Here is a 19,085-nt window from a genome sequence, read left to right as displayed (position 1 = left end):
CTCCAATATCGACGCACCAATCGACGCAACTCGTAACTCTAGGGTACCCTCGGCCGCATGGCCAACGACGCTGTTGCGGACGATGTGCTCCGTGTGCCGGTGCAGCCGACCCGCCGGAGCGAGCCGGCCCGCACCGTCCTGGCCGACCACACCGGTGACCTGGTCGACGCCGTCGACGACACGCTCACCGCCTTCCTGACCGCCGAGGTCGACTCGCTCACCGAGGTCGACCCGGCGATCGGTGACTTCGCGGCCACCGCCCGGGACGCGGCGCTCGCCGGAGGCAAGCGGATCCGCCCCACGTTCGCCTACTGGGGCTGGCGCGGGCTGGTCGGCGACACGGCGCCCCTGCCACCGGTCGTGCCGGCGTTCGCCGCGCTGGAGCTGCTGCACACCTTCGCCCTGGTGCACGACGACGTGATGGACGCCTCCACCACCCGGCGCGGCCGGCTCACCACGCACGTGTCTGTGGCCGCGCAGCATGCCGCCGCCGGCCGGCGGGGCGACCCGGGGCGGTTCGGCGAGTCGGTAGCGGTGCTCGTCGGTGACCTCTGCATGGTCTGGGCCGACCGGCTGCTGGCGCACGCCGTCGTGCCGCCGCACCGGCTGCTCGAGGTGCGCCGCTGTTATGACCAGATGCGGGTGGAGACCATCGCCGGGCAGTACCTCGACGTGTACGGCGAGAGCGAGGCGGCGGGCTGGTCGGTCGACCGGGCGCTGCGGGTGGTCCGCTACAAGACCGCGAGCTACACGGTTCAGCGGCCCCTGCACTTCGGCGCCGCCCTGGCCGGTGTCGCCGGCGACGCGCCGCAGGTCGCCGCGTACACCCGCTACGGCCTCGCCGTGGGCGAGGCGTTCCAGCTCTGCGACGACCTGCTCAGCGTCTACGGCGACCCGGCGACCACCGGCAAGCCGGCCGGCGACGACCTGCGCACCGGCAAGCCGACGGTGCTGATGATGCTCGCCCGGCAGCTCGCCACCCCGGCGCAGCGCCGGGCGTTGGAGCACGCCGGCGCGCCCGTGGGGCAACGGGAGGTCGCCAGGCTGGCCGAGCTGGTCGAGCTGACCGGCGCGGTCGCCCGCGTACGGCGGATGATTTCCGATCGGGTGGCCGAGGCGCTGGCGGCGCTGGACGGCGCGGCGATCGACGTGGGCGCGCGCCGTGCGCTGGCCCGGCTGGCCGTCACGGCCACGGACCGGCGGGCATGATGGGCGGTTTCCCGGGAGGAGGTGGTCGCGTGCGGACGGTGGACGGACGAACGGACCGGGTGGTGGTCGTCGGTGCCGGCCTCGGTGGCCTGGCCTGTGCGCTGCACCTGGCCGGCAGCGGCCGGCAGGTGACGGTGCTGGAACGCGAGCCGGTGCCCGGCGGCCGGGCCGGCCGGCTGGGCGTCGACGGCTACGAGTTCGACACCGGCCCGACCGTGCTCACGATGCCGGAGCTGATCGCCGAGGCGCTCGGCGCGGTCGGCGAGGAGCTGGACGACTGGCTCGACCTGACCCCGCTCGACCCGGCCTACCGGGCCTACTACCCGGACGGCTCGACGCTCGACGTCATCACCGACACCACCCGGATGGCCGCCGAGATCGCCCGCGTGTGCGGCCCCCGGGAGGCGGACGGCTACCTGCGCTTCGTCGACTACGCCCGCCGGCTGTGGCAGCTGGAGCGGGCCGACTTCATCGAACGCAACCTGGACACGCCGGTCGACCTGCTCACCGGCAACCTGCTGAAGCTGCTCGCCGGTGGCGCCTTCCGCCGGCTGCACACCAAGATCGGCCAGTTCTTCCGCGATCCGCGCACCCAGCGCATCTTCTCCTTCCAGGCCATGTACGCCGGGCTCGCCCCGCACGACGCGCTGGCCATCTACGCGGTGATCGCGTACCTCGACTCGGTGGCCGGGGTGTGGTTCCCGCGCGGCGGCGTGCACGCGGTCTCCCGGGGCATGGCCGGCGCCGCCGAGAAGCACGGCGTGCAGATCCGCTACGACACCACGGTGACCGAGGTACGCACCGCGAACGGCCGGGCCACCGGGGTGCTGACCACCGACGGCGAACTGGTCCCGGCCGACGTGGTGGTGCTCAACCCCGACCTGCCGGTCGCCTACCGTGACCTGCTGCCCCCGGCCCGCCAGCGCCGGCTCGCCTACTCGCCGTCCTGCGTGGTGCTGCACGTGGGCTCGCGCCAGCAGTATGCGAAGATCGCCCACCACAACATCCACTTCGGACGGTCCTGGAAGGGCACCTTCGATGAGGTCATCCGGCGGGGCGAGCTGATGTCCGACCCGTCGCTGCTGGTCACCAACCCGAGCCGGACCGACCCCACGGTGGCGCCGCCGGACCGGCACACGTACTACGTGCTCGCCCCGGTGCCGAACCTCGACCGGGCCCCGTTCGACTGGCACGGCGAGCTGCCGCGTCGCTACGCCGACCGGCTCATCGGCACCCTGGAGGAGCGCGGCTACGTCGGCTTCGGCGCCGGCGTCGAGGTGCTGCGCACGATCACGCCGGCGGAGTGGGCCGCCCAGGGCATGGCCGCCGGGACCCCCTTCGCGGCCGCGCACACCTTCCGCCAGACCGGCCCGTTCCGACCGAACAACCTGCACCGGACGCTCTCCAACGTGGTCTTCGTCGGCTCGGGCACCCAGCCCGGCGTGGGCGTGCCGATGGTGCTCATCTCCGGCAAGCTGGCGGCCGGCCGCATCACGGGAGGCAATCGATGAGCCAACGCGAGGAGCACCTCGTCGAGCTGGTCGACGAGGAGGGGCGGGCGCACGGGGAGACCACGGTCGCGGCCGCGCACCAGCCGCCGGGCCAGCTGCACCGGGCCTTCTCGGTGATGCTGGTGGACCCGGACGGGCAGGTGCTGCTCCAGCGCCGGGCCGCCGTGAAGACCCGCTTCCCGCTGCGCTGGGCCAACTCCTGCTGCGGCCACCCGGGGCCGGGCGAGTCCCTGGGCGAGGCCGCCAACCGGCGGCTGCGCGAGGAGCTGGGCACCGGCCCGGTCGAGCTGACCGAGGTCGGGGTGTACGTCTACTACGCCGAGGACCCGGCCACCGGCCGGGTCGAGTTCGAGTACGACCACGTCCTGCGGGGCGAGTTCCGGCCCGGCGCGCCACTGCTGCCGGACCCGACCGAGGTGGCCGAGCTGCGCTGGGCCGAGCCGGCCGCGGTGGCGGCCGACCTCGTCGCCGACCCGCGGTCGTACTCCCCGTGGCTGGGCGGGGTGGTCGACCGGCTGCTGCACCCCGCCGACCCGAACAAGCCCACCGCGGCACCGTCCGGCCTACCGACCGATGAGGCGCCGGAGCGGTCGGGTGGCCGATGAGGCGCTGAGCGCGGGTGCGGTGGCTCGCCGGCTCGGGGTCGCGGTGACCACCCTGCGCACGTGGCACCAGCGCTACGGGCTCGGGCCCAGTCAGCACGAGGCGGGTCAGCACCGCCGCTACACGGCGACCGACCTGGCCCGTCTGGAGATCATGCGGCGGCTCACCGCCGACGGGGTCAGCCCGGCCGAGGCGGCCCGCTGGGCCCGCCAGGCGCCCGATCCGGTACGCGCAGAGAACCTGGCCCGGCCGCGGCAGGCCGGCGTCCGGGACGGCGGCCCGACCATTCCGGTCGGCCGGGCCGGACCGGCCGCCCGAGGGCTGGCTCGCGCGGCGATGCGGCTGGACTCCGCGGCGATCGGCGAGGCGACCGCCCGCGCCCTGGCCGCCGACGGGGTCGTCGCCACCTGGGAGCGGCTGCTCCGGCCGGTGCTGGCCGGCATCGGCGAGCGGCACGCCGCGACCGGCGGGCTGATCGAGGTGGAACACCTGATGTCACGGTGCGTCTCCGAGGCGTTCGCCGCGGCCGGCCGGACGGCCACCCCGGGTGGGCCGGCGCGGATCCTGCTCTCCTGCGCCGACGAGGAGCAGCACACGCTGCCGTTGGAGGCGCTCGCCGCCGCGCTCGCCGAAGCCGGCGTCGGCTACCGGATGCTCGGCGCCCGGGTGCCTGTGCCAGCCCTGCTGGAGGCGGTCAACCGGACCGGGCCGGCCGCCGTGGTGCTCTGGTCACACAGCCGGGCCACCGCCGACCCGGCCCAGCTCGACGCGCTGCTCGCCGCGCCCCGGCGGCCACTGCTGGTGCTCGCCGCCGGCCCCGGCTGGTCGACCGGGACGCTGCCCGCCGGGGTGGTCCACCCCACACAGCTCGCCGAGGCGGTCGCACTGGTCGTGGCGGTACGGGACTCGTTGGAGCGGTGACCGGGGGTGTCGGGGCCTGACGGCGTCCACTAGCGTCGGGTGGTCCGCGTACCCCGACCCCCTTCGGGAGCGAACAGATGAGATCCCGCGCCCTGCTGGCGTACGCCCTGGGTCTGGTCCTGGTCCTCGGTGGCTGTGCCCAGCCGGGCCGCGTCGTCGCCGTCGGCGGCCCCGCCTCCAGCCCCTCCGCCACCCCGGCACCGAGTCCCAAACCGACGGTCCCGCCGCGGCCGACCCGTCCTCCCACCACCGGCAAGCCGGTCCGCCCCCTGCCGGCCAAACTGCCGGCCGGGCTGCGGCGCACCACCGGCGTACGCCCGGTCGCGCTCACCTTCGACGACGGGCCGAGCCCGACGTGGACGCCGAAGATCCTCGACCGCCTGCGGGCAGCCAAGGTCACGGCCACCTTCTGCCTGGTGGGGCGGGAGGCGCAGCGCCATCCCGAGCTGGTCCGGCGGATCGTCCGCGAGGGGCACCAGCTCTGCAACCACAGCTGGAAGCACAACATCGACCTCGGCCGGCTGCCGGTCGCGGAGATCCGGGCCGACCTGGTCCGGACGAACAAGGCTATCCAGACGGCCGCCCCCGGCGCGCCGATCGCCTTCTACCGGCAGCCCGGCGGGCGGTGGACGCCCGAGGTGGTGGCGGTCGCCAAGCAGCTCGGCATGCGCTCGCTGCACTGGAGCGTCGACCCGCAGGACTGGGCCAAGCCGCCGGCCCCGACGATCAAGCACCGGGTGCTGGCCGCGGTCCGGCCCGGCTCCATCGTGCTGCTGCACGACGGGGGCGGCGACCGGGCCGCGACCTTCGCCGCCTGCCCCGCGGTGATCGCCGACCTGAAGCGGCGCTTCGGCGTCACCCGACTCCGCTAGACCCGTCTGACCTGCGGTTTTCCGGGCTCGGCGGGCCCGGGCCATACCGGTTTTGTCGACCGCAGGGACATCACGTATGCTTTCCAAGCCTCCGGCGGGGCCGGATGGGAGCAAGTCCGCTTCACGTTGCCAATGTGCAATGATGGCGGGGCCGCCCTCATCGTCTAGCGGCCCAGGACGCCGCCCTTTCAAGGCGGTAGCACGGGTTCGAATCCCGTTGGGGGCACGACCGGCGCAAGCCGGAGCAACAAAAGCTAGGTCCTGTGGAGCAGTTGGAGTGCTCGCCGCCCTGTCAAGGCGGAGGTCGCGGGTTCAAGTCCCGTCAGGACCGCAGCGCTTACGCCGCGCGAAACATGCGCGGCGTTCTGCGTATCGGAGCGTGTGGCCCTCCGGCGGGATGTCCGCCACTTGGGTAGCATGGTCCGAGCGACCCGGCCAGGTAGCTCAGTTGGTACGAGCGTCCGACTGAAAATCGGAAGGTCGGCGGTTCGACCCCGCCCCTGGCCACATAGCCTTTCGCCGGGCTACAGAGATCCCCACCAGCGGAAACGCAGGTGGGGATCTTGCTGTGTCGGCTGTCGCTAACCGGCGGCCCGGAACTCGTCGGGACCGCTCAGCGCGGTGCTCATCGGGCCTCCGGGGCGTCGGTGGTCTCGACCCGCGCGATGAGCAGCTTCAGCCGCCCGATCTCTTCGGCGAGCGCGGCGCTGCCCGCGGCGGTGAGCGTGATCCAGGTACGGCCACGCCGCCCGGCGTACCCCTTCTCGACCTCGACCAGGCCGGCCGTCTCCAGCACGCCCAGGTGCTGGGAGAGGTTGCCGGCGGTCAGCTCCAACTGGGTGCGCAGGTAGCCGAACTCCACCCGACGGGCCTCGTGCGCGATGGTGAGGATGCCCAGCCGGACCCGCTGGTGCACCACGTCGTCCAGGCCGGTGACCGGATGCGGGGATTCGCTCTCGTCCGGTGCCGGGGGGTCGGTGGGGCCGGTCACCGGGGCCGCCGCAGCCGTTGCGCCAGCGCGAAGCCGGCGCTGCCCAGCAGCAGCAGGCCGCCGTTGATGACCAGTTGTGGGGCGAAGGCCCACTGGGACCCCCAGCCGACCCCCCACCCGAAGTTGATCGGCACCAGCACCACCGCAAGGTACCCGAGGGCGAACAGCAGCAGCGCGACGCGTCGCTCCAGCCAGGCCAGCACCAGCAGGGCCAACCCGATCGCGCCGGTCGGATCCACCAGCCGGAACAGGAACTGGACGAAGGCGGGCGGCTCGTCGGGGTAGTACGGATGGTCGAGGATGCTCCACACCCCCGAGACGGCGGCGGACAGCACGACGAGCGCGACGCCGGTGAGCACGTACGGCAGCACCCGGGTGCCCAGTCCCCGGGCCCGGGCGACCCGCAGATACCCGCCGGCGATCACCACGTACGCCAGCACGAGCGCCGCCCACCAGTAGAACTGCGCGGTCCGGTACCAGGCCTTGCACACCTGGCCGTCCGCCATCGGCTGGCAGTCGCTGAGGACCGGTTGACTGAACCGGTACACCAGGATCGCCCCGAACGTCACCAGGGCCAGCACCAGCAGCGGCAACCACGTCACCCGCTGGGCAAGACGTACCCGGCGCGCGAGGTCGCGCGCATCGGCCAGGAGCCGGCGGGGATCGCCGCCGGCGGGGATCGACTCACTAGTCATGCCAACAGGTTTCCATAACAAACCTATTGTGGCTAGTAACCGCTCAACTTTGCCGCAGGCGAAGTCAGGCGGTCTCGACCAGGAGCCGGGCGTAGTTGGCCATTGACCGTTGGTAGCGCGGCAGGTGCCTGGCGAGCGCTCCGACCGCGATCGACACTGCCTCCCGCTCCCGGCCGACGCTGGTCAGGGCCAGCGCGAGCGTCGCGCAGACCGCATCGTCGAGTTCGTCGGAGCCGCGCTCGCGCTCCTCGGTCAGCAGCCGGACACTCTCCTCGGCCTGCCCCACGTTCCGCAGCGAGCTGGACATCTGGATCACTGACCGCCGCCGCCGGATGCCGTCGATGCCCAACTCCAGCGCCTTGCGGTAGAGCGGGACCGCCCTGTCCGAGTGACCGGTCGAATCCCAGGCGCAGGCCCGCTCGAACGCCGCCACCGGATGATCCGGTCCCAACTCGTCGGCGAGGGCGCCGACCCGCTCGCGGAACCGCTCTTCGTCCCAGTCGTCGGGCGCCGCGTTGAAGGCCGCCCACAGGTCCGCGCTGCGCTGCTCCCAGTCCCGATTCGGGCTCATCCTCGTTCTCCTCATGATCGTCGGTTCGGACCGGAACTCTGCGGGGGTTGGTACCGTGGCCGCCAGAGATTCGGCTGTTGCCGAATCTCCTTCTCTTTCCAGGGGGTAAAGCGGTGGCGATCATGCTGCGGTTCGGCCCTGCTGATCTGCTGCGCTGCCGCTTCGCCATCTCACCCATGCTCGAGACGCTGTCCGCGGTGCGCCTGCTCTCCCCTCGCGAAGGCGTCGGCCCGCACCAGCGCTGGCTCGACACCATCGACACGCGGGAACTCGACCTGCGGCCGATCGCCCTGCTCCAGCCGCGTCGCGGCTACACCCCCGACTTCCTCTCACCGCCGCCGGCCAGCCCGCACACCCGGTTCGAGGACGAGCTCGCGGCCCTCGCGGCCACCGACCACGATCGGGTACGCGCAGAGGTACGACGGTCACTCGCGGACAACCCGGGGGCTGCCGAGTCTGCGACCGGACGACTCCTGCTGGGCGAGCCGGCTCGTGTCCTCCAGACGCTGGTCTCACTCGTGAAGCAGGTGTGGAGGGTCCTGGTCGAACCGGTCTGGCCGCAGGTACGCGGGCTGCTTGACGCCGATGTGGGCTTCCAGACCCGACGTCTCGCCGAAGGCGGCCTGGACCGGTTGTTCGCCGAGCTGCATCCTCGCCTGCGCTGGAACAACGGCGTGCTGACCCGTGAGTACGGCGGCGACGAGCGTCGCGATCTGCGCGGCGAGGGACTTGTCCTGGTGCCCAGCGCATTCAAGTGGGATCAGGTCGTCGTCATCGTGGATCCGCCGTGGCAGCCCACAGTGATCTACCCGGCGCGCGGGCTCGGCGCGCTCTGGCAGCCCCTTTCCGCCGACCGGCACACGGCCCTGGGCCGGTTGATCGGCAGAACCCGGACGGTGCTGCTGCTCGGCCTCGACGAGCCGGCCAGCACGACGACGCTCGCGCACCGCCACGCGCTGGCCGCCGGGACGGTCTCCGAACACCTGTCGGTGCTGCGCGACGCCGGGTTCGTCACCGGGGAGCGACACCGGCACGAGATCCGCTATCGGCGTACGCCCCTCGGCGAAGCCGTGCTCCGGCAGAACGACTCGCCCGGTCGACCACGGCCGTGATCGATCCGTAGCGAGCGCTCCCGGTCCGTCGCCACCCGCGAGCAGGGATGGCTGGTGCAGCACGCGCTGGTTCGTCGGGGGTCCTTTGCGGCCGGCGGCCGCCAGCTCAACGAGCATCTGATGCCTTTCCGGCAGTCGTGGTTTCGGAGTTGGGCGGTGACGCCGGTCAGGCAGAGGCGACTGCATCGGTCACCCGGGCGGGGCGGCTTTCCTCTGCCGAACTCTCACCGTCGGAAGAACCACGTAGCGCCGCCTCGACCCGGCGGTTGCTGGTCATGGTCGAGGTGACGGCGGTCATGGCAAGGAGCAGGCCGCCCGCGGCGTAGATCGGGGTGCGTACGTCGTACGTGGTGGCCAGCCAGCCGCCGAGGAAGGCGCCGAACGGGGCGGCGCACATGGCGAGCATCCGGGAGGTCGAGGCGACCCGACCCATCAGGTGGGCCGGGACGATCGCCTGCCGGAGGGAGGGGCCGAGCACCATCGTGGCGCCCATGCCCGCCCCGCAGACGGCGAGCGCGAGCCCGGCCACGTACGGGTTCGGGGCGCCGGCAAGCGCCAGGATGGCAAGGCCCTCGACCGCGGCCGTGCAGGTCAGCGCGGTGCCGGTGCCGAGTCGTCGGCCAAGGAAGGAAGCGATGCCCGCGCCGAGCAGACCGCCGGTGGCCTCCGCCGTCAGGAGCAGGCCGAAGCCGAAAGCGCCGACGCCAAGACGATCGTGCGCGAAGAGGGCCAGTACGGTCTCCACGGCGAGGAAGGCGACGTTCCCGACCGCTGGACGCAGCGCGAGCCCGAGCAGCAACCGATCCCGGAAGACGTACGAGGCGCCGGCCCGCGCCTGCCGAAGCAGCGACTCACGGACCTGCGGTACGGGCCGGGGTACGGCAGGCAGCGAGCGTACAAGCAGGGCGGAGAGCGCGAACGACACCGCGTCGGCGAGCAGCGGAACCGCCCGCCCGAGCACGAGCAGCGCACTGCCCGCAGGCGGGCCCGCGAAGCCGGAAGCGGCGGTCTGGGCGCTACGCAGGCGGGCGTTGGCGCGCTCCAGGAGTGCCGGGTCGCGGCCGAGCAGATCCGGCAGATAGGCCGTGGCGGCCGTGTCGAAGAGGAGTCCGCCGAGGCCGAGCAGGAAGGCGACGACCGCGAGCAGCGGAACGCTCAGCATGTCGAGCGCGGCCGCTGCCGCCGGTATCACGAGCAGTGCCGCACGGGCGGTGTCCGCGATCCACATCGTGCGTCGGCGGTCCCAGCGGTCCACCAGCGCACCGCCCAGGATCCCGAAGAGCAGCCAGGGCAGTGTCCCGGCGGCCGTGACGACGGCGAGCGCCATCGGATCCCGGGTCACCGTCAACGCGAGCAGCGGCAGGGCCGCGTGCATCACCCCGTCACCGAGCGAGGACACCGTCTGTGCGGTCCACAGCCGCCCGAACCCGGTCGGCAGCTTCCTTGCACCTGAGGTCACTTGGCGTCCCCCGCAGCCTGCTCGCGCCAGGCCGGGTGGAACAGTGCGAAGACGAGTGACGCGTCCGGCAACGACGGATCAGACAGCTCCCGGTACTCGTCCGCCAGCGCCTGCAGCCGCGCCCCCAACTCCGCGAACTGCTCCTCGGTGAGCCGCAGGTGCGCCATCCGTACGTGTCGCTCGCTCTGCGCCGGTGCCGCCTCCAGGTCGGCCACCGCATGCCGCATCAGTACATCCGGCCCTCCCTCGCCCGGATCCGGCAGCACGATGGCCTGCGCGGCCATGGCGTAGTACCGCTCGGTGACCCCTCGCACCTTCCGCGTCCGTACCACCTTCACCAGGCCGGCCCGCTCGAGCAGCCGCACGTGATAGCTGGAACTGCCCTTCGCGAGGCCCACCCGCTCGGCGATCTGGGTGATCGTCGCCGGCTCGAAGCGGAGTACGGCCATGATCCGGTGACGGGTGAGGTTGGAGACGGCACGTAGCTGCTCGTCAGTGGTGACATGAAGCGTCTCGGGAAGATCATCGGCAGGCATGCGGTCAATGGTCAACGACTCTTGACCATTGAGCAAGGGGGTTCCGTGCGTCTTTCCGGGGTCGAACGACGCGGTAGGCCGATCCCGGGCGCGAGGTCGCTCCTCAGCGGGTGCCGAAACGGCAGATACCGCCGGATAACGCAGCGTGCTCAGTGAACAGAGTCACACCCTGGTCTCACCCACGACGAATCGACGCGGTGCTGCACTAGTCCTGACGTAGCGCGAACCATCCCACCGCGGTCACGAAGAGCACCAGCGCCACCCCGAACAGGCAGAGTTTGATCGCGAAGGGCAGGGCGACGAGCGATGCGACCTGCTGGACGAGCAGGCCAGCAGCCACCAGCGCGACCCCGCCACCGATGCGGACCGGCTGGGCACGCTGCCCCGCGGACAGGTGCCCGAAGCTGAGCCGCCCTCGGGGCAGCCGGCGCAGGATGACGGCGCGGAGACCGAACACGAGCAGCGCCAGGCTGACGACCGCCACCACCAGGCGGACGGCGACCAACACCGGCTCCGTGTCGCTCGGGCTCACGCGGCCTCAGTTCCCGGCCGCCAAGATCCCTACGCCGGCGCACCGCAGCGGGGTGAGCCACCTCCGCCGGCGGCCGGCGGGACACCGGTCTCAGCGCTGGGGCGGCTGTCCGTGCTGCGTCATGCCCGACCTGATCGCCTCCCACACACTGCGGCCAGCCTGCCGCAGCGCCTCGCTGGCCTGCTCGGCGAGATCCGTCGGACTCGGCACCATCCGCCCCTGCTCGCCGCCCGGCTGGCTGGGCTGACCCGGCCGACCCCGGCCCGGCTGCCACCCGTGTCCGGCCTCGGCCGTACCCGGCCGCCCCTCGCTCGGGCCCGGCTTCTCGCCCTCGCTCGGACCTGGCTTCTTACCCTCGGTCGGGCCCGGCTGTTGGCCCGTGGCCGGCGGCCCGCCCGCCTCACCCTGGCCGGGCCGCTGCTGGCCCTTGGCGGCCGGTTGGCCCGCTCCACCCGCAGGCTGGCCCTTGGCGGCCGGCTGACCCGCACCGCCCGGCGGCTGAGGCTGACCCGCACCGCCCGACGGCTGACCCGCACCGCCCGACGGCTGGCCCGGCCCGCCCGACGGCTGCTTCGGCTCGCCCTTGGCCAGTGCGCCCGCCCCGGTCCACTCGGCCCGTGCCTCGACCGACCCGACCTGGCGCCCGAGCCGGTCCACCATGTTGCCGAGCTGCTCCGTGTTGCCGGTCAGCTGCTGGGCCGCCCGGTCCGCGCCGTCGAGCGCGCTCCGAGCGCTGCCCGCCAGCGCCTCGATGATCTGTGGATTCTGGTCGATGGTGTCCAGGGCGCGGTCGAGGATCCGCATCAGCCGCTCCAACCGGACCTTGAGCAGCGCCTCGGCCCGGACGTCGGTGATGTCGAGTTCAACGGCGTCCAAGCGCACCCGGACTCCGGCGTCCAACTGGAGCAGGTTGGCCAGTCGTGCCCGGAGGGACAGGTCGGCGTCCAGCCCGTCCACAGCGAGCCGGATCGAACCCACCCGCAGCTCCGGCACGTCCAGCAGGACGTCCGGCTCGCCCGATCGCGGCTCCTCCTCGGCGGGCCAACGGCCCTCCCGCAGGTGCCGCTCCGGCGCACCCTGCTGGCGGCCCTGCGCACCCTGACCCGGCTGCGCCAGGCCCTGATCTGTCCGCCCCGGCTCGGCATCCGGCTGGCCCGGCTGCGGCTTTCCGCGCTGGCCCGACTCGGTCTCGCTCATCTGCCCCGCTCCCGGCTCGGTTCTCCCGGGACGGCCCGGGCCCAACCGGCCGCGCTTACCCGAAATGCCGCGTCCCATCCCCGTTCCGGCCGTCTGGTACGGGCCACCGGCCGCACCGCCCGATCCGGCGTGTTGTCCGGAACCAGGCAACCGCGCGCCGGTGCACACTCGGGTATCAGCCGGTATTGTCCGGGCCTATGGGACAGGAGATGGCTGATCCGGCCGCCATCCGGCAGGACGTCGACCAGTTCTCGTTGCGCTGCGGCCTGTCCGTCCCCGTTCCCGCGGAGCGGGCGTTCGCCGTCTTCACCGAGGCGCTGACTGACTGGTGGGTCAGCGAATACACCTGGTCGGGCCCACAGGCGCTGGCCGAGTTGGGGATGGAGCCGCGCGCCGGCGGCATGCTCTACGAGATCGGCCCCTACGGCTTCCGGGCGGACTGGGGTCGGGTGCTCACCTGGGATCCACCCCGACGGCTGGTCTTCACCTGGCAGATCGGCCCGGACCGCTCGCCGGTGCCGGACCCGGCCCACGCGAGCGAGGTCGAGGTGCTCTTCCTCGCCGACGAGCCGGAGCAGACCCGGCTCGAGCTGGAACACCGCCACTTCGACAGGCACGGCGAGGCGGCCGAGGGCTACCGGAAGGCGCTCACCGCCGGCTGGCACGAGCTGCTTTCCCGCTACGTCGCCACGGTCGACGGCCACCGCCCGCCGCTCAGCTGAGACCCGGGCCCGCGCGGGCGTCCGCTCAGCGCCCGATGCCGCGGTCCGCGCCCGGGCCGGCGTCCACCTCCGGACCGCCGAGGTCGGCCCGACGGCCCGCCTCGGCCCCCGGACCGAATCCACCGCCGGCGAGCCGGCGTCGCGGGGCGGTACGCAGTCGCGGATAGACCTCGGCGAGGCGCTGCCTCACCCGGTCGGAGCGGTCCGCCAGGACCAGCGCCACCCCGGGGGCCGCCGACCCGCTCGCCGCCTCGGTTTCGGCCTCGCGCAGCCGCGCCCCGATCACCTGGGCGAACCCGGCCAACCAGGAGCGGCGGAAGGCGGCCGGCTGCTCGCCGGCGGGGACGAGCGTCCCGGCCAGCCCGTGGGCGGCCTGTACCAGCAGTGAGGTGAAGAGCAGGTCGACCCGTTCCAGGTCACTAGCGAAACCGAAGAGGTGCATCGCGAAGCCGTTGCCGTGCGGTCGCCGTACGCAGCGGCAGCGCAGTGGGTCGGCGACCGCGGCCAGCAGCCCGACCTTGTCCCGGGCGTACGGGGCGACGACCTCGACCACCCGATCGCCGACCGGGTCGGTCGCCGGGTCCCGGGCGGCGAGCAGCGCCCGGTCCACCCCGTAGCGGGCGATCAACTCCGTCGCCTTGGCGGTGAACGCCGCCGACTCGGCGGGGGTGCAGGCCGCGTCTTCGGCCTGGGCCAGCAGTTTGCGGACCTTGCTGAGCATGGCCTCGGACATGCCACCAGAGCTATCACACCAGCTGCTGTCGAGGCCCGGCCCGCCGGCCGGGTCAGTCCGCGCGGCTGCGCAGCGTGGCCACCGTCGAGCCGGCGAGGGTGAGCAGACAGTCGGGCAACTGCCCGTCGGCCGCCGCCGCGCCGAAAAGCGCCTCACCCGTGTCCACGTCCCGGTTGGCGTACGCGCTGACGAAGCGGGCCACCCAGCGGGTGTCGTAGCCGGCCTCGTCGATGCCGGGGAAGTCCAGGGCGCACAAGCCGGGCGGCCCGGGGTCGCCGACCATGGTGGCGGCGAGGCACCAGGCCACCCCGTACGCCCCGGCCAGCCCGGACCGGTCGACGACCGCGTCGAACGTGCCCACCACCGCGGCGCCGTCTCCGGCCAGCGCCGAGCGGAGCACGGCGGTCGCGTCGTCGAGCAGCTGCTGTGGTAGCTCCGTCACGCACCGCACAGTAGGCGGACGGGTCAAGGGACCATCGCCACCGGGTCGACTGCTACTCTCCGTGCTCACCGCGGACGACCTGCGGAGTAAGCCGGCTCCACGGTCCCGCGCCCAGCGTCGGCACGCTAATGTGCGCAGCGGACCTTCGCCGGAGGAAGGACGATCATGCTCGTATCGCGCGGCTCGCGTGCGGCCACACTGGCTGCCTGCGCCACGTTCCTGCTCGCCACAAGCGCCTGCGGGACTGACAGCCCCGAGGAGGCGACGACCCAACAGGCGCGCCTCTACGGGACCGACGGCAACATGCTCAACTCCTTCCCCGCTGAGTTGAAGGAACGGGCAGACCTCGTCGATGGCATGAAGGGCACCACGCCGCTGACGCCGTTGCCGGAGGACTTCAAGAGTCGGCTACGGTCCGTTGACCCCAAGCTGACCGACTACCTCTACGCCGCGGAGACGTACGACGCGGTCATGATCAGCGCGCTCGCCGCGCAGCTGGCCGGCAGCACGGAGCCCGCGGCGATCGCCAAGCAGATCGTCGCCGTGACCAACGAGGGCGAGCGCTGCGAGGAGATCGCGGCCTGCCTGACGCTGGCCCGCAACGGCCAGGACATCGAGTACCGCAGCGTCTCGCTGACCCGCGCCGGGTTCACCGACGCCGGTGAGCCGGCCACCGCCAGCTACGCGACGCTGCACTTCGACGGTCAGCAGCTCAACGACAGCAAGACCGAGTTCGTCGGCGCCGGCAGCGAGTCGGCGGCGAGCACCAAGGCGCCGCCGAAGCCGAAGAAGCAGAAGACCGGCGCCGCGGATGCCAACGACGGCTCACCGCTGGTGATCGGTGGCCTGCTGCCGAAGACCGGTGACCTGGCGATCGCGTACCCGCCGATGGCCGCTGGCGCGACTCTCGCCATCCAGCAGATCAACGCCGCCGGCGGGGTGCTCGGCGACCCGGTGACCTGGCTCGACGGCGACGACGGCACCAGCCCGGCGGTGGCGAAGGCCACCGTGGCCCGGTTCGTCCAGAGCGGCGTGGATGTCATCATCGGCGCCGGCGGTTCGGGTATCTCCCGCGAGGTGCTGCCGGACGTGGTGCAGGCGGGTCGGATCCTCTTCTCCCCGTCCAACACCGACAGCAGCCTGACCGAGGTGGAGGACAACGGCCTCTACTTCCGTACCGCGCCGCCGGACAGCCTCCAGGGCCGGGCGCTGGCCGATGTGATCCTGCGCGACGGCTCGCAGCGGATCGCGATCGTCGCCCGTAAGGACTCCTACGGCGAGGGCCTGCAGGCCGTGGTCAAGACGGAGCTGGAGCAGGCGGGCATCAGCGCGGACCGGCTGAAGCTGCTGACCTACCAGCCGCCGGACGCCCCGGACGCTCCGCCGGTGGACTTCGGCGCCGGCGCGAAGGAGATCAAGGACTTCGGCGCGGACGCCGTGCTGGTGATCGGCTTCGGCGAGTCGGCGCAGGTGATCCGGGCGCTGGCGGACGGCGGCGTGCAGATCCGGCACTGAGCGGGCCGCAGCCCGACGAACGACGACGGCCGCACCGGGAAACCGGTGCGGCCGTTTTTCGCGCCCGTGCGGGTCAGCGGTCGCGTCGCCGGTCCAGGAACTCGGTCATCCGGCGGTGCTTCTCCTCGTCCTCGAAGAGCACCGCCTGGCTGATCAGGTCGACCTGGGGATGGGCGGCCGGCGGGGCGTCCACGGCGAGCTTGGTCAGCCGCAACGCCAACGCCGAGCCCTTGGCCATCTCGTCGAGCAGACCGTGCGCGGCCGGCAGCAGCTCGGCCGGCTCGGCCACCACCCGGTTGACCAGCCCGATCCGCAGCGCCTCCGCCGCGTCCACCCGGCGGCCGGTGAAGAGCAGCTCCTTGGCCCGGGCCTCGCCGATCAGCGCCGGCAGCCGGTGGGTCGCGCCGGCGCCGGCCAGGATGCCCAGCCGCACCTCCGGTTGACCGAAGACGGCCCGCTCCGTGCACACCCGCAGATCACAGGCGTACGCCAGCTCGGCGCCGCCGCCCAGCGCCGGACCGTCCACGGCCGCCACGGTCGGCATGGGCAGTGCCCGGATCCGGGCGAACGCGGCCGAGTTGATCGCGGCGAGGGCGTCCAGCCGGCCCCGCTCGCGTAGCTGACCGATGTCGGCGCCGCCGGCGAAGATGCCGTCCGCGCCGCCGGTGAGCAGCAGCAGCCGGGGGTTGGCCTCCAACTCGGCGCAGACCGCGTGCAGCTCGGCGATCAGGTCAGCGTCGATCGCGTTGCGCTTCTCCGGCCGGTCCAGGGTGACCACCAGCCGGTCCGGCTGTTCCTCGATCCGCAGCCCGCTCACTCGGCTCGCCCTTCGTTCGCGACCGCGGGGCTCGCAAGCTCATTCCTCGCGCTCACTGCTTCACCCCGCCTTCCCAGCGGTAGAAGCCCTGTCCGGACTTCTTGCCCAGCCGGCCGGCGGCAACCATCTCCTCGAGCAGCGGCGGCGGCGCGAAGCGGTCCCCGTACGCGGCCTGGAGGGTGCGGGCGATGTCGAGCCGGACGTCCAGCCCGACCAGGTCGGTCAGCTCCAGCGGCCCGATCGGGTGCCGGTAGCCGAGCACCATGGCCTTGTCGATGTCGGCGGGGCTGGCCACCTGGTCGGCGACCATCCGGATCGCCTCCAGGCCGAGCGTGACGCCGAGCCGCGAGGTGGCGAAGCCGGGCAGGTCGCGTACCACGACGGGGTCCTTGCCCAGCCGGCCGGCGAGCGCGACGCCCGCCGCGGTGGTCTGCTCGGCGGTGGCCGGGCCGACCACGATCTCCAGCAGCGCCATCGCCCAGACCGGGTTGAAGAAGTGCAGCCCGAGGAAGCGCTCCGGCCGGGCCAGTCCGGCGGCCAGGTCTCCGATGGCGATGCTGGACGTGTTGCTGCCCAGCAGCGCGGGGCGCAGCGCCTCCGCGTCGTGCAGGACCGCCCGCTTGAGGTCGAGTCGCTCCGGCACCGCCTCCACCACCACGTCCGGCTCCTCGGCGACCTCGCTCAGGGCGGCCCGCAGCGTCACCCGGCCCCGGTTCGCGCCGGCCTGGTCGGCGGTCAGCTTGCCGCGTTCCACCGCCCGGTCCCAGAGCTCACCGAGCCGGGCCACGGCCGCGGCGCCCCGGGCGGGGTCGACCTCCACCAGCTCGACGGCGTACCCGGCGCCCGCCGCCACGTACGCGATGCCGAGCCCCATCGTGCCGGCCCCGACCACCACGAACCGATCACTCATGCCGGCACTGATGATTTGCTCGCTGCGCTCGCTCATGCTGCGACCCTATGAGTCCGGATCGCGGCGGCATGCGTGGGGGCGCGGCGGATCGGGTACAGACGGCGGTCAACCGAGGGAAGGACCAGTCGACATGAGCCAGGCACCGGAGGGCGTCGCGGACGCGGAGACCACCGAGACCGTGGAGACCCGCGGGGAGGAGCGGGTCGACCTGCTGCGCGCGGACACCAACAACGACGGCCGCACCGACGTCTGGGTGGTGGACACCGACGGCGACGGCAAGGCGGACCTGTTCCAGTTCGACACGGACGGCGACGGCAAGGTGGACGTCACCATGGTCGACCTCGACGAGGACGGCACCCCGGACGAGGTGGTCGACGGCGACGGGGGCCTGCCGCCCGAGCCGCTGCCGCCGACCGTCCAGGTCTGAGCGCCCGGGCCCCTGCCGCCGTCAGGTCGGCGCGGGGGCCCGCTGCCGCTCCCCGGTGGCCGCGTTCGTCAGCCAGCCAGCCGGAGGGTGGCCAGGTAGTACGGCGCGTCGCGGTCGTCCACATCGGTCAACCGCCACGCGCTGCCCTGGACCAGCTCGGCGAACTCCGTCGGCGAGCAGACCAGGTAGTCGAACCAGTCGGTGGCCAGTTCGCGGTAGCGCAGCCGGAGCCGGAGCTGACCGCCGAGCCGGCCCCGTCGCCGGTTCAACTCGTGGTAGCCGGTGTGCACCGGATCCCGGGTGCCGTACGGGTCGGTGCCGTGCGCGATGATCTGCGCTCCCGGCCGGGCCAGCGCGGCGAGCGCGGCGAGCAGCTCCGGCGCCCGCTCCCGCCCCTCGAAGAGACCCAGGTTGTTGCCGAGCAGCAGGAACGTGTCGTACCGGTGGCCGTCGGCGACGTGGTCGTCCACCGTCGCGTGCACGAGCCGGTGCACGCCCCGGTGGCGGCACACCTTCAGCGCGCCGAGCGAGGTGTCCAGCCCGGTGACCGGTACGCCGAGTTCCTGGAGTCGCAGCGCGATCCGGCCGGCACCGACCCCGATGTCGAGCGTCTCGCCCCGGGCCCGCCCCACCGCCCGGTGGTCGTACGGTTGCCAGTCCGCCGGCCCGTCGAGGTAGTGCGCGGCCGGCGCGCCGTTGATCAGCCCGTCGTCACGCTCAATGATCTCGATGACCGGCCGGGGCAGCCGCCCGCCGACCATCGGTCGGGGACCGACCCCGGTGGCCACGGCGAGGGTGTCCCGCAGCAGCTCACCCACCACATCGCCGATCTGCGGTCCACTCGTCACGGGCTTCACGCTATCCGGCCGGTCAGTCAGCCGCGCGGCCGTATCCTGGCCACGTGACCACCTTGGACCGCCTGTCGGCGGAGAAGTACATCCTGCTGACGACCTTCCGCAAGGACGGTCAGCCGGTGCCGACTCCGGTCTGGGCGGTTCGGGACGGCGACGGTCTGGCGGTCTGGACGGCGGCCGACTCCGGCAAGGTGAAGCGGATCCGCAACAACGGCACGGTCACGGTGGGCCCGTGCGACGTGCGGGGGCACCCGCACGGCGTGCCGGTGCCGGCGCGCGCGAGCCTCTACGACTCGGCCGGCAGCCGGCGGATCCGTGGCCTGCTCAAGCACAAGTACCGGGTCCTCGGTCGGCTCACCCTGCTCGGCAGCCGGCTGCGCCGGGGCGAGGGTGGCACGGTCGGCATCCGGATCGAGCTGACCGAGGAGCGGGCATGAAAAAGGGGCGGCGGACCGA

Annotated in this window: 22 protein-coding genes and 3 tRNA genes; 13 read left to right on the top strand and 12 right to left on the bottom strand. The window is 73.0% G+C overall.

From position 1 onward, the window contains the following. Window positions 1–57 precede the first annotated feature (57 nt). The 8 genes from ACIBBA_RS04130 (at window position 58) to ACIBBA_RS04095 (ending at window position 5,623) form a co-directional block, all read left to right on the top strand. Window positions 58–1,209 carry a polyprenyl synthetase family protein gene (locus ACIBBA_RS04130; RefSeq protein ID WP_396693581.1) on the top strand — a complete coding sequence of 384 codons (1,152 nt, stop codon included), beginning with the start codon at window positions 58–60 and terminating at the stop codon, window positions 1,207–1,209. Beyond that, window positions 1,209–2,720, top strand: coding sequence for a phytoene desaturase family protein (gene crtI / locus ACIBBA_RS04125; protein WP_396694306.1), 1,512 nt, complete (start codon window positions 1,209–1,211; stop codon window positions 2,718–2,720). Before ACIBBA_RS04130 ends, crtI begins: the two co-directional genes overlap by 1 nt. Next, window positions 2,717–3,325: an isopentenyl-diphosphate Delta-isomerase gene (gene idi / locus ACIBBA_RS04120; protein ID WP_396693579.1), complete on the top strand. Its 609-nt coding sequence runs from the start codon at window positions 2,717–2,719 to the stop codon at window positions 3,323–3,325. The genes crtI and idi overlap by 4 nt, the downstream gene beginning before the upstream one ends. After that, on the top strand, window positions 3,315–4,244 hold the full coding sequence (locus ACIBBA_RS04115; RefSeq protein WP_396693577.1) for a MerR family transcriptional regulator: 930 nt from the start codon (window positions 3,315–3,317) through the stop codon (window positions 4,242–4,244). Before idi ends, ACIBBA_RS04115 begins: the two co-directional genes overlap by 11 nt. Window positions 4,245–4,321: 77 nt before the next feature. Continuing rightward, on the top strand, window positions 4,322–5,116 hold the full coding sequence (locus ACIBBA_RS04110; RefSeq protein ID WP_396693575.1) for a polysaccharide deacetylase family protein: 795 nt from the start codon (window positions 4,322–4,324) through the stop codon (window positions 5,114–5,116). 153 nt (window positions 5,117–5,269) lie between these two features. After that, window positions 5,270–5,342 (top strand) — tRNA-Glu (locus tag ACIBBA_RS04105). A gap of 31 nt (window positions 5,343–5,373) precedes the next feature. Continuing rightward, window positions 5,374–5,447, top strand: a tRNA-Asp gene (locus tag ACIBBA_RS04100). Window positions 5,448–5,549: 102 nt separating this feature from the next. Beyond that, window positions 5,550–5,623: transfer RNA gene (locus ACIBBA_RS04095), tRNA-Phe, on the top strand. A gap of 118 nt (window positions 5,624–5,741) precedes the next feature. On the opposite strand, the gene ACIBBA_RS04090 is transcribed toward ACIBBA_RS04095, so the two are convergent. From ACIBBA_RS04090 to ACIBBA_RS04080, 3 genes are all read right to left on the bottom strand, one after another. Next, window positions 5,742–6,107: a transcriptional regulator gene (locus ACIBBA_RS04090; RefSeq protein WP_396693573.1), complete on the bottom strand. Its 366-nt coding sequence runs from the start codon at window positions 6,105–6,107 to the stop codon at window positions 5,742–5,744. After that, window positions 6,104–6,802, bottom strand: a complete 699-nt coding sequence (locus ACIBBA_RS04085) for a hypothetical protein (protein WP_396693571.1) — start codon at window positions 6,800–6,802, stop codon at window positions 6,104–6,106. The genes ACIBBA_RS04090 and ACIBBA_RS04085 overlap by 4 nt, the downstream gene beginning before the upstream one ends. 64 nt (window positions 6,803–6,866) lie before the next feature. Next, window positions 6,867–7,373 (bottom strand): tetratricopeptide repeat protein, encoded by a 507-nt coding sequence (locus tag ACIBBA_RS04080; RefSeq protein WP_396693569.1) that lies wholly within the window; start codon window positions 7,371–7,373, stop codon window positions 6,867–6,869. A gap of 122 nt (window positions 7,374–7,495) precedes the next feature. Between ACIBBA_RS04080 and ACIBBA_RS04075 the strand changes: the two genes are divergently transcribed. After that, window positions 7,496–8,485: a DUF5937 family protein gene (locus ACIBBA_RS04075; RefSeq protein ID WP_396694304.1), complete on the top strand. Its 990-nt coding sequence runs from the start codon at window positions 7,496–7,498 to the stop codon at window positions 8,483–8,485. A gap of 166 nt (window positions 8,486–8,651) precedes the next feature. Here ACIBBA_RS04075 and ACIBBA_RS04070 read toward each other — a convergent pair whose 3' ends face one another. The 4 genes from ACIBBA_RS04070 to ACIBBA_RS04055 all read right to left on the bottom strand — a co-directional run bounded on the left by ACIBBA_RS04070 (window position 8,652) and on the right by ACIBBA_RS04055 (window position 12,209). After that, complete coding sequence (locus tag ACIBBA_RS04070) at window positions 8,652–9,944, bottom strand: MFS transporter (protein WP_396693567.1); 1,293 nt, start codon at window positions 9,942–9,944, stop codon at window positions 8,652–8,654. Further along, a complete protein-coding gene (locus ACIBBA_RS04065; protein ID WP_396693565.1) occupies window positions 9,941–10,480 on the bottom strand; it encodes an ArsR/SmtB family transcription factor in 540 nt (179 codons plus the stop codon). Before ACIBBA_RS04065 ends, ACIBBA_RS04070 begins: the two co-directional genes overlap by 4 nt. A 205-nt stretch (window positions 10,481–10,685) precedes the next feature. Further along, the gene (locus tag ACIBBA_RS04060; RefSeq protein WP_396693564.1) at window positions 10,686–11,012 is read right to left on the bottom strand and encodes a hypothetical protein; all 327 of its coding nucleotides are present in this window, start codon (window positions 11,010–11,012) and stop codon (window positions 10,686–10,688) included. 90 nt (window positions 11,013–11,102) lie between these two features. Then, window positions 11,103–12,209 carry a hypothetical protein gene (locus ACIBBA_RS04055; protein WP_396693563.1) on the bottom strand — a complete coding sequence of 369 codons (1,107 nt, stop codon included), beginning with the start codon at window positions 12,207–12,209 and terminating at the stop codon, window positions 11,103–11,105. 197 nt (window positions 12,210–12,406) lie between these two features. Here ACIBBA_RS04055 and ACIBBA_RS04050 point away from each other — a divergent pair, with 197 nt between their 5' ends. Further along, window positions 12,407–12,931: an SRPBCC family protein gene (locus ACIBBA_RS04050; RefSeq protein WP_396693562.1), complete on the top strand. Its 525-nt coding sequence runs from the start codon at window positions 12,407–12,409 to the stop codon at window positions 12,929–12,931. Window positions 12,932–12,956: 25 nt separating this feature from the next. Here ACIBBA_RS04050 and ACIBBA_RS04045 read toward each other — a convergent pair whose 3' ends face one another. Together ACIBBA_RS04045 and ACIBBA_RS04040 are read right to left on the bottom strand one after the other, a co-directional pair. After that, a complete protein-coding gene (locus ACIBBA_RS04045; RefSeq protein WP_396693561.1) occupies window positions 12,957–13,664 on the bottom strand; it encodes a DUF2786 domain-containing protein in 708 nt (235 codons plus the stop codon). Window positions 13,665–13,716: 52 nt separating this feature from the next. Then, window positions 13,717–14,106 carry a hypothetical protein gene (locus ACIBBA_RS04040; RefSeq protein ID WP_396693560.1) on the bottom strand — a complete coding sequence of 130 codons (390 nt, stop codon included), beginning with the start codon at window positions 14,104–14,106 and terminating at the stop codon, window positions 13,717–13,719. 165 nt (window positions 14,107–14,271) lie between these two features. Between ACIBBA_RS04040 and ACIBBA_RS04035 the strand changes: the two genes are divergently transcribed. After that, window positions 14,272–15,621 (top strand): ABC transporter substrate-binding protein, encoded by a 1,350-nt coding sequence (locus ACIBBA_RS04035; RefSeq protein ID WP_396693559.1) that lies wholly within the window; start codon window positions 14,272–14,274, stop codon window positions 15,619–15,621. Between the two features lie 73 nt (window positions 15,622–15,694). Here the strand turns inward: ACIBBA_RS04035 and ACIBBA_RS04030 are convergent, their stop codons facing one another. Both ACIBBA_RS04030 and ACIBBA_RS04025 read right to left on the bottom strand, forming a co-directional pair. Further along, window positions 15,695–16,438 (bottom strand): enoyl-CoA hydratase/isomerase family protein, encoded by a 744-nt coding sequence (locus ACIBBA_RS04030; protein WP_396693558.1) that lies wholly within the window; start codon window positions 16,436–16,438, stop codon window positions 15,695–15,697. Window positions 16,439–16,490: 52 nt separating this feature from the next. After that, window positions 16,491–17,348 (bottom strand): 3-hydroxyacyl-CoA dehydrogenase family protein, encoded by an 858-nt coding sequence (locus ACIBBA_RS04025; protein WP_396694300.1) that lies wholly within the window; start codon window positions 17,346–17,348, stop codon window positions 16,491–16,493. Window positions 17,349–17,478: 130 nt separating this feature from the next. On the opposite strand from ACIBBA_RS04025, the gene ACIBBA_RS04020 reads away from it, so the two are divergent. Further along, window positions 17,479–17,775, top strand: a complete 297-nt coding sequence (locus ACIBBA_RS04020; RefSeq protein WP_350868342.1) for a hypothetical protein — start codon at window positions 17,479–17,481, stop codon at window positions 17,773–17,775. Between the two features lie 68 nt (window positions 17,776–17,843). On the opposite strand, the gene ACIBBA_RS04015 is transcribed toward ACIBBA_RS04020, so the two are convergent. After that, window positions 17,844–18,623 carry a class I SAM-dependent methyltransferase gene (locus ACIBBA_RS04015; RefSeq protein WP_396693557.1) on the bottom strand — a complete coding sequence of 260 codons (780 nt, stop codon included), beginning with the start codon at window positions 18,621–18,623 and terminating at the stop codon, window positions 17,844–17,846. A 53-nt stretch (window positions 18,624–18,676) separates the two neighbouring features. Between ACIBBA_RS04015 and ACIBBA_RS04010 the strand changes: the two genes are divergently transcribed. Further along, window positions 18,677–19,066, top strand: a complete 390-nt coding sequence (locus ACIBBA_RS04010; RefSeq protein WP_396693555.1) for a PPOX class F420-dependent oxidoreductase — start codon at window positions 18,677–18,679, stop codon at window positions 19,064–19,066. The last annotated feature ends 19 nt before the right edge of the window (window positions 19,067–19,085 follow it).

It is taken from the genome of Micromonospora sp. NPDC051006 (genome assembly GCF_044456245.1).
Taxonomy (GTDB): Bacteria; Actinomycetota; Actinomycetes; order Mycobacteriales; family Micromonosporaceae; genus Micromonospora.
This window is presented reverse-complemented; position numbering and strand designations above follow the sequence as displayed.

Bases quoted from the DNA above. Each gene is read 5' to 3' on its own strand.
- ACIBBA_RS04130 (WP_396693581.1), top strand. From the start codon at position 58: ATGGCCAACGACGCTGTTGCGGACGATGTGCTCCGTGTGCCGGTGCAG.
- crtI (WP_396694306.1), top strand. From the start codon at position 1,209: ATGGGCGGTTTCCCGGGAGGAGGTGGTCGCGTGCGGACGGTGGACGGA.
- idi (WP_396693579.1), top strand. From the start codon at position 2,717: ATGAGCCAACGCGAGGAGCACCTCGTCGAGCTGGTCGACGAGGAGGGG.
- ACIBBA_RS04110 (WP_396693575.1), top strand. From the start codon at position 4,322: ATGAGATCCCGCGCCCTGCTGGCGTACGCCCTGGGTCTGGTCCTGGTC.
- ACIBBA_RS04085 (WP_396693571.1), bottom strand. From the start codon at position 6,802: ATGACTAGTGAGTCGATCCCCGCCGGCGGCGATCCCCGCCGGCTCCTG.
- ACIBBA_RS04080 (WP_396693569.1), bottom strand. From the start codon at position 7,373: ATGAGCCCGAATCGGGACTGGGAGCAGCGCAGCGCGGACCTGTGGGCG.
- ACIBBA_RS04075 (WP_396694304.1), top strand. From the start codon at position 7,496: ATGCTGCGGTTCGGCCCTGCTGATCTGCTGCGCTGCCGCTTCGCCATC.
- ACIBBA_RS04065 (WP_396693565.1), bottom strand. From the start codon at position 10,480: ATGCCTGCCGATGATCTTCCCGAGACGCTTCATGTCACCACTGACGAG.
- ACIBBA_RS04055 (WP_396693563.1), bottom strand. From the start codon at position 12,209: ATGAGCGAGACCGAGTCGGGCCAGCGCGGAAAGCCGCAGCCGGGCCAG.
- ACIBBA_RS04050 (WP_396693562.1), top strand. From the start codon at position 12,407: ATGGGACAGGAGATGGCTGATCCGGCCGCCATCCGGCAGGACGTCGAC.
- ACIBBA_RS04045 (WP_396693561.1), bottom strand. From the start codon at position 13,664: ATGTCCGAGGCCATGCTCAGCAAGGTCCGCAAACTGCTGGCCCAGGCC.
- ACIBBA_RS04035 (WP_396693559.1), top strand. From the start codon at position 14,272: ATGCTCGTATCGCGCGGCTCGCGTGCGGCCACACTGGCTGCCTGCGCC.
- ACIBBA_RS04025 (WP_396694300.1), bottom strand. From the start codon at position 17,348: ATGAGTGATCGGTTCGTGGTGGTCGGGGCCGGCACGATGGGGCTCGGC.
- ACIBBA_RS04020 (WP_350868342.1), top strand. From the start codon at position 17,479: ATGAGCCAGGCACCGGAGGGCGTCGCGGACGCGGAGACCACCGAGACC.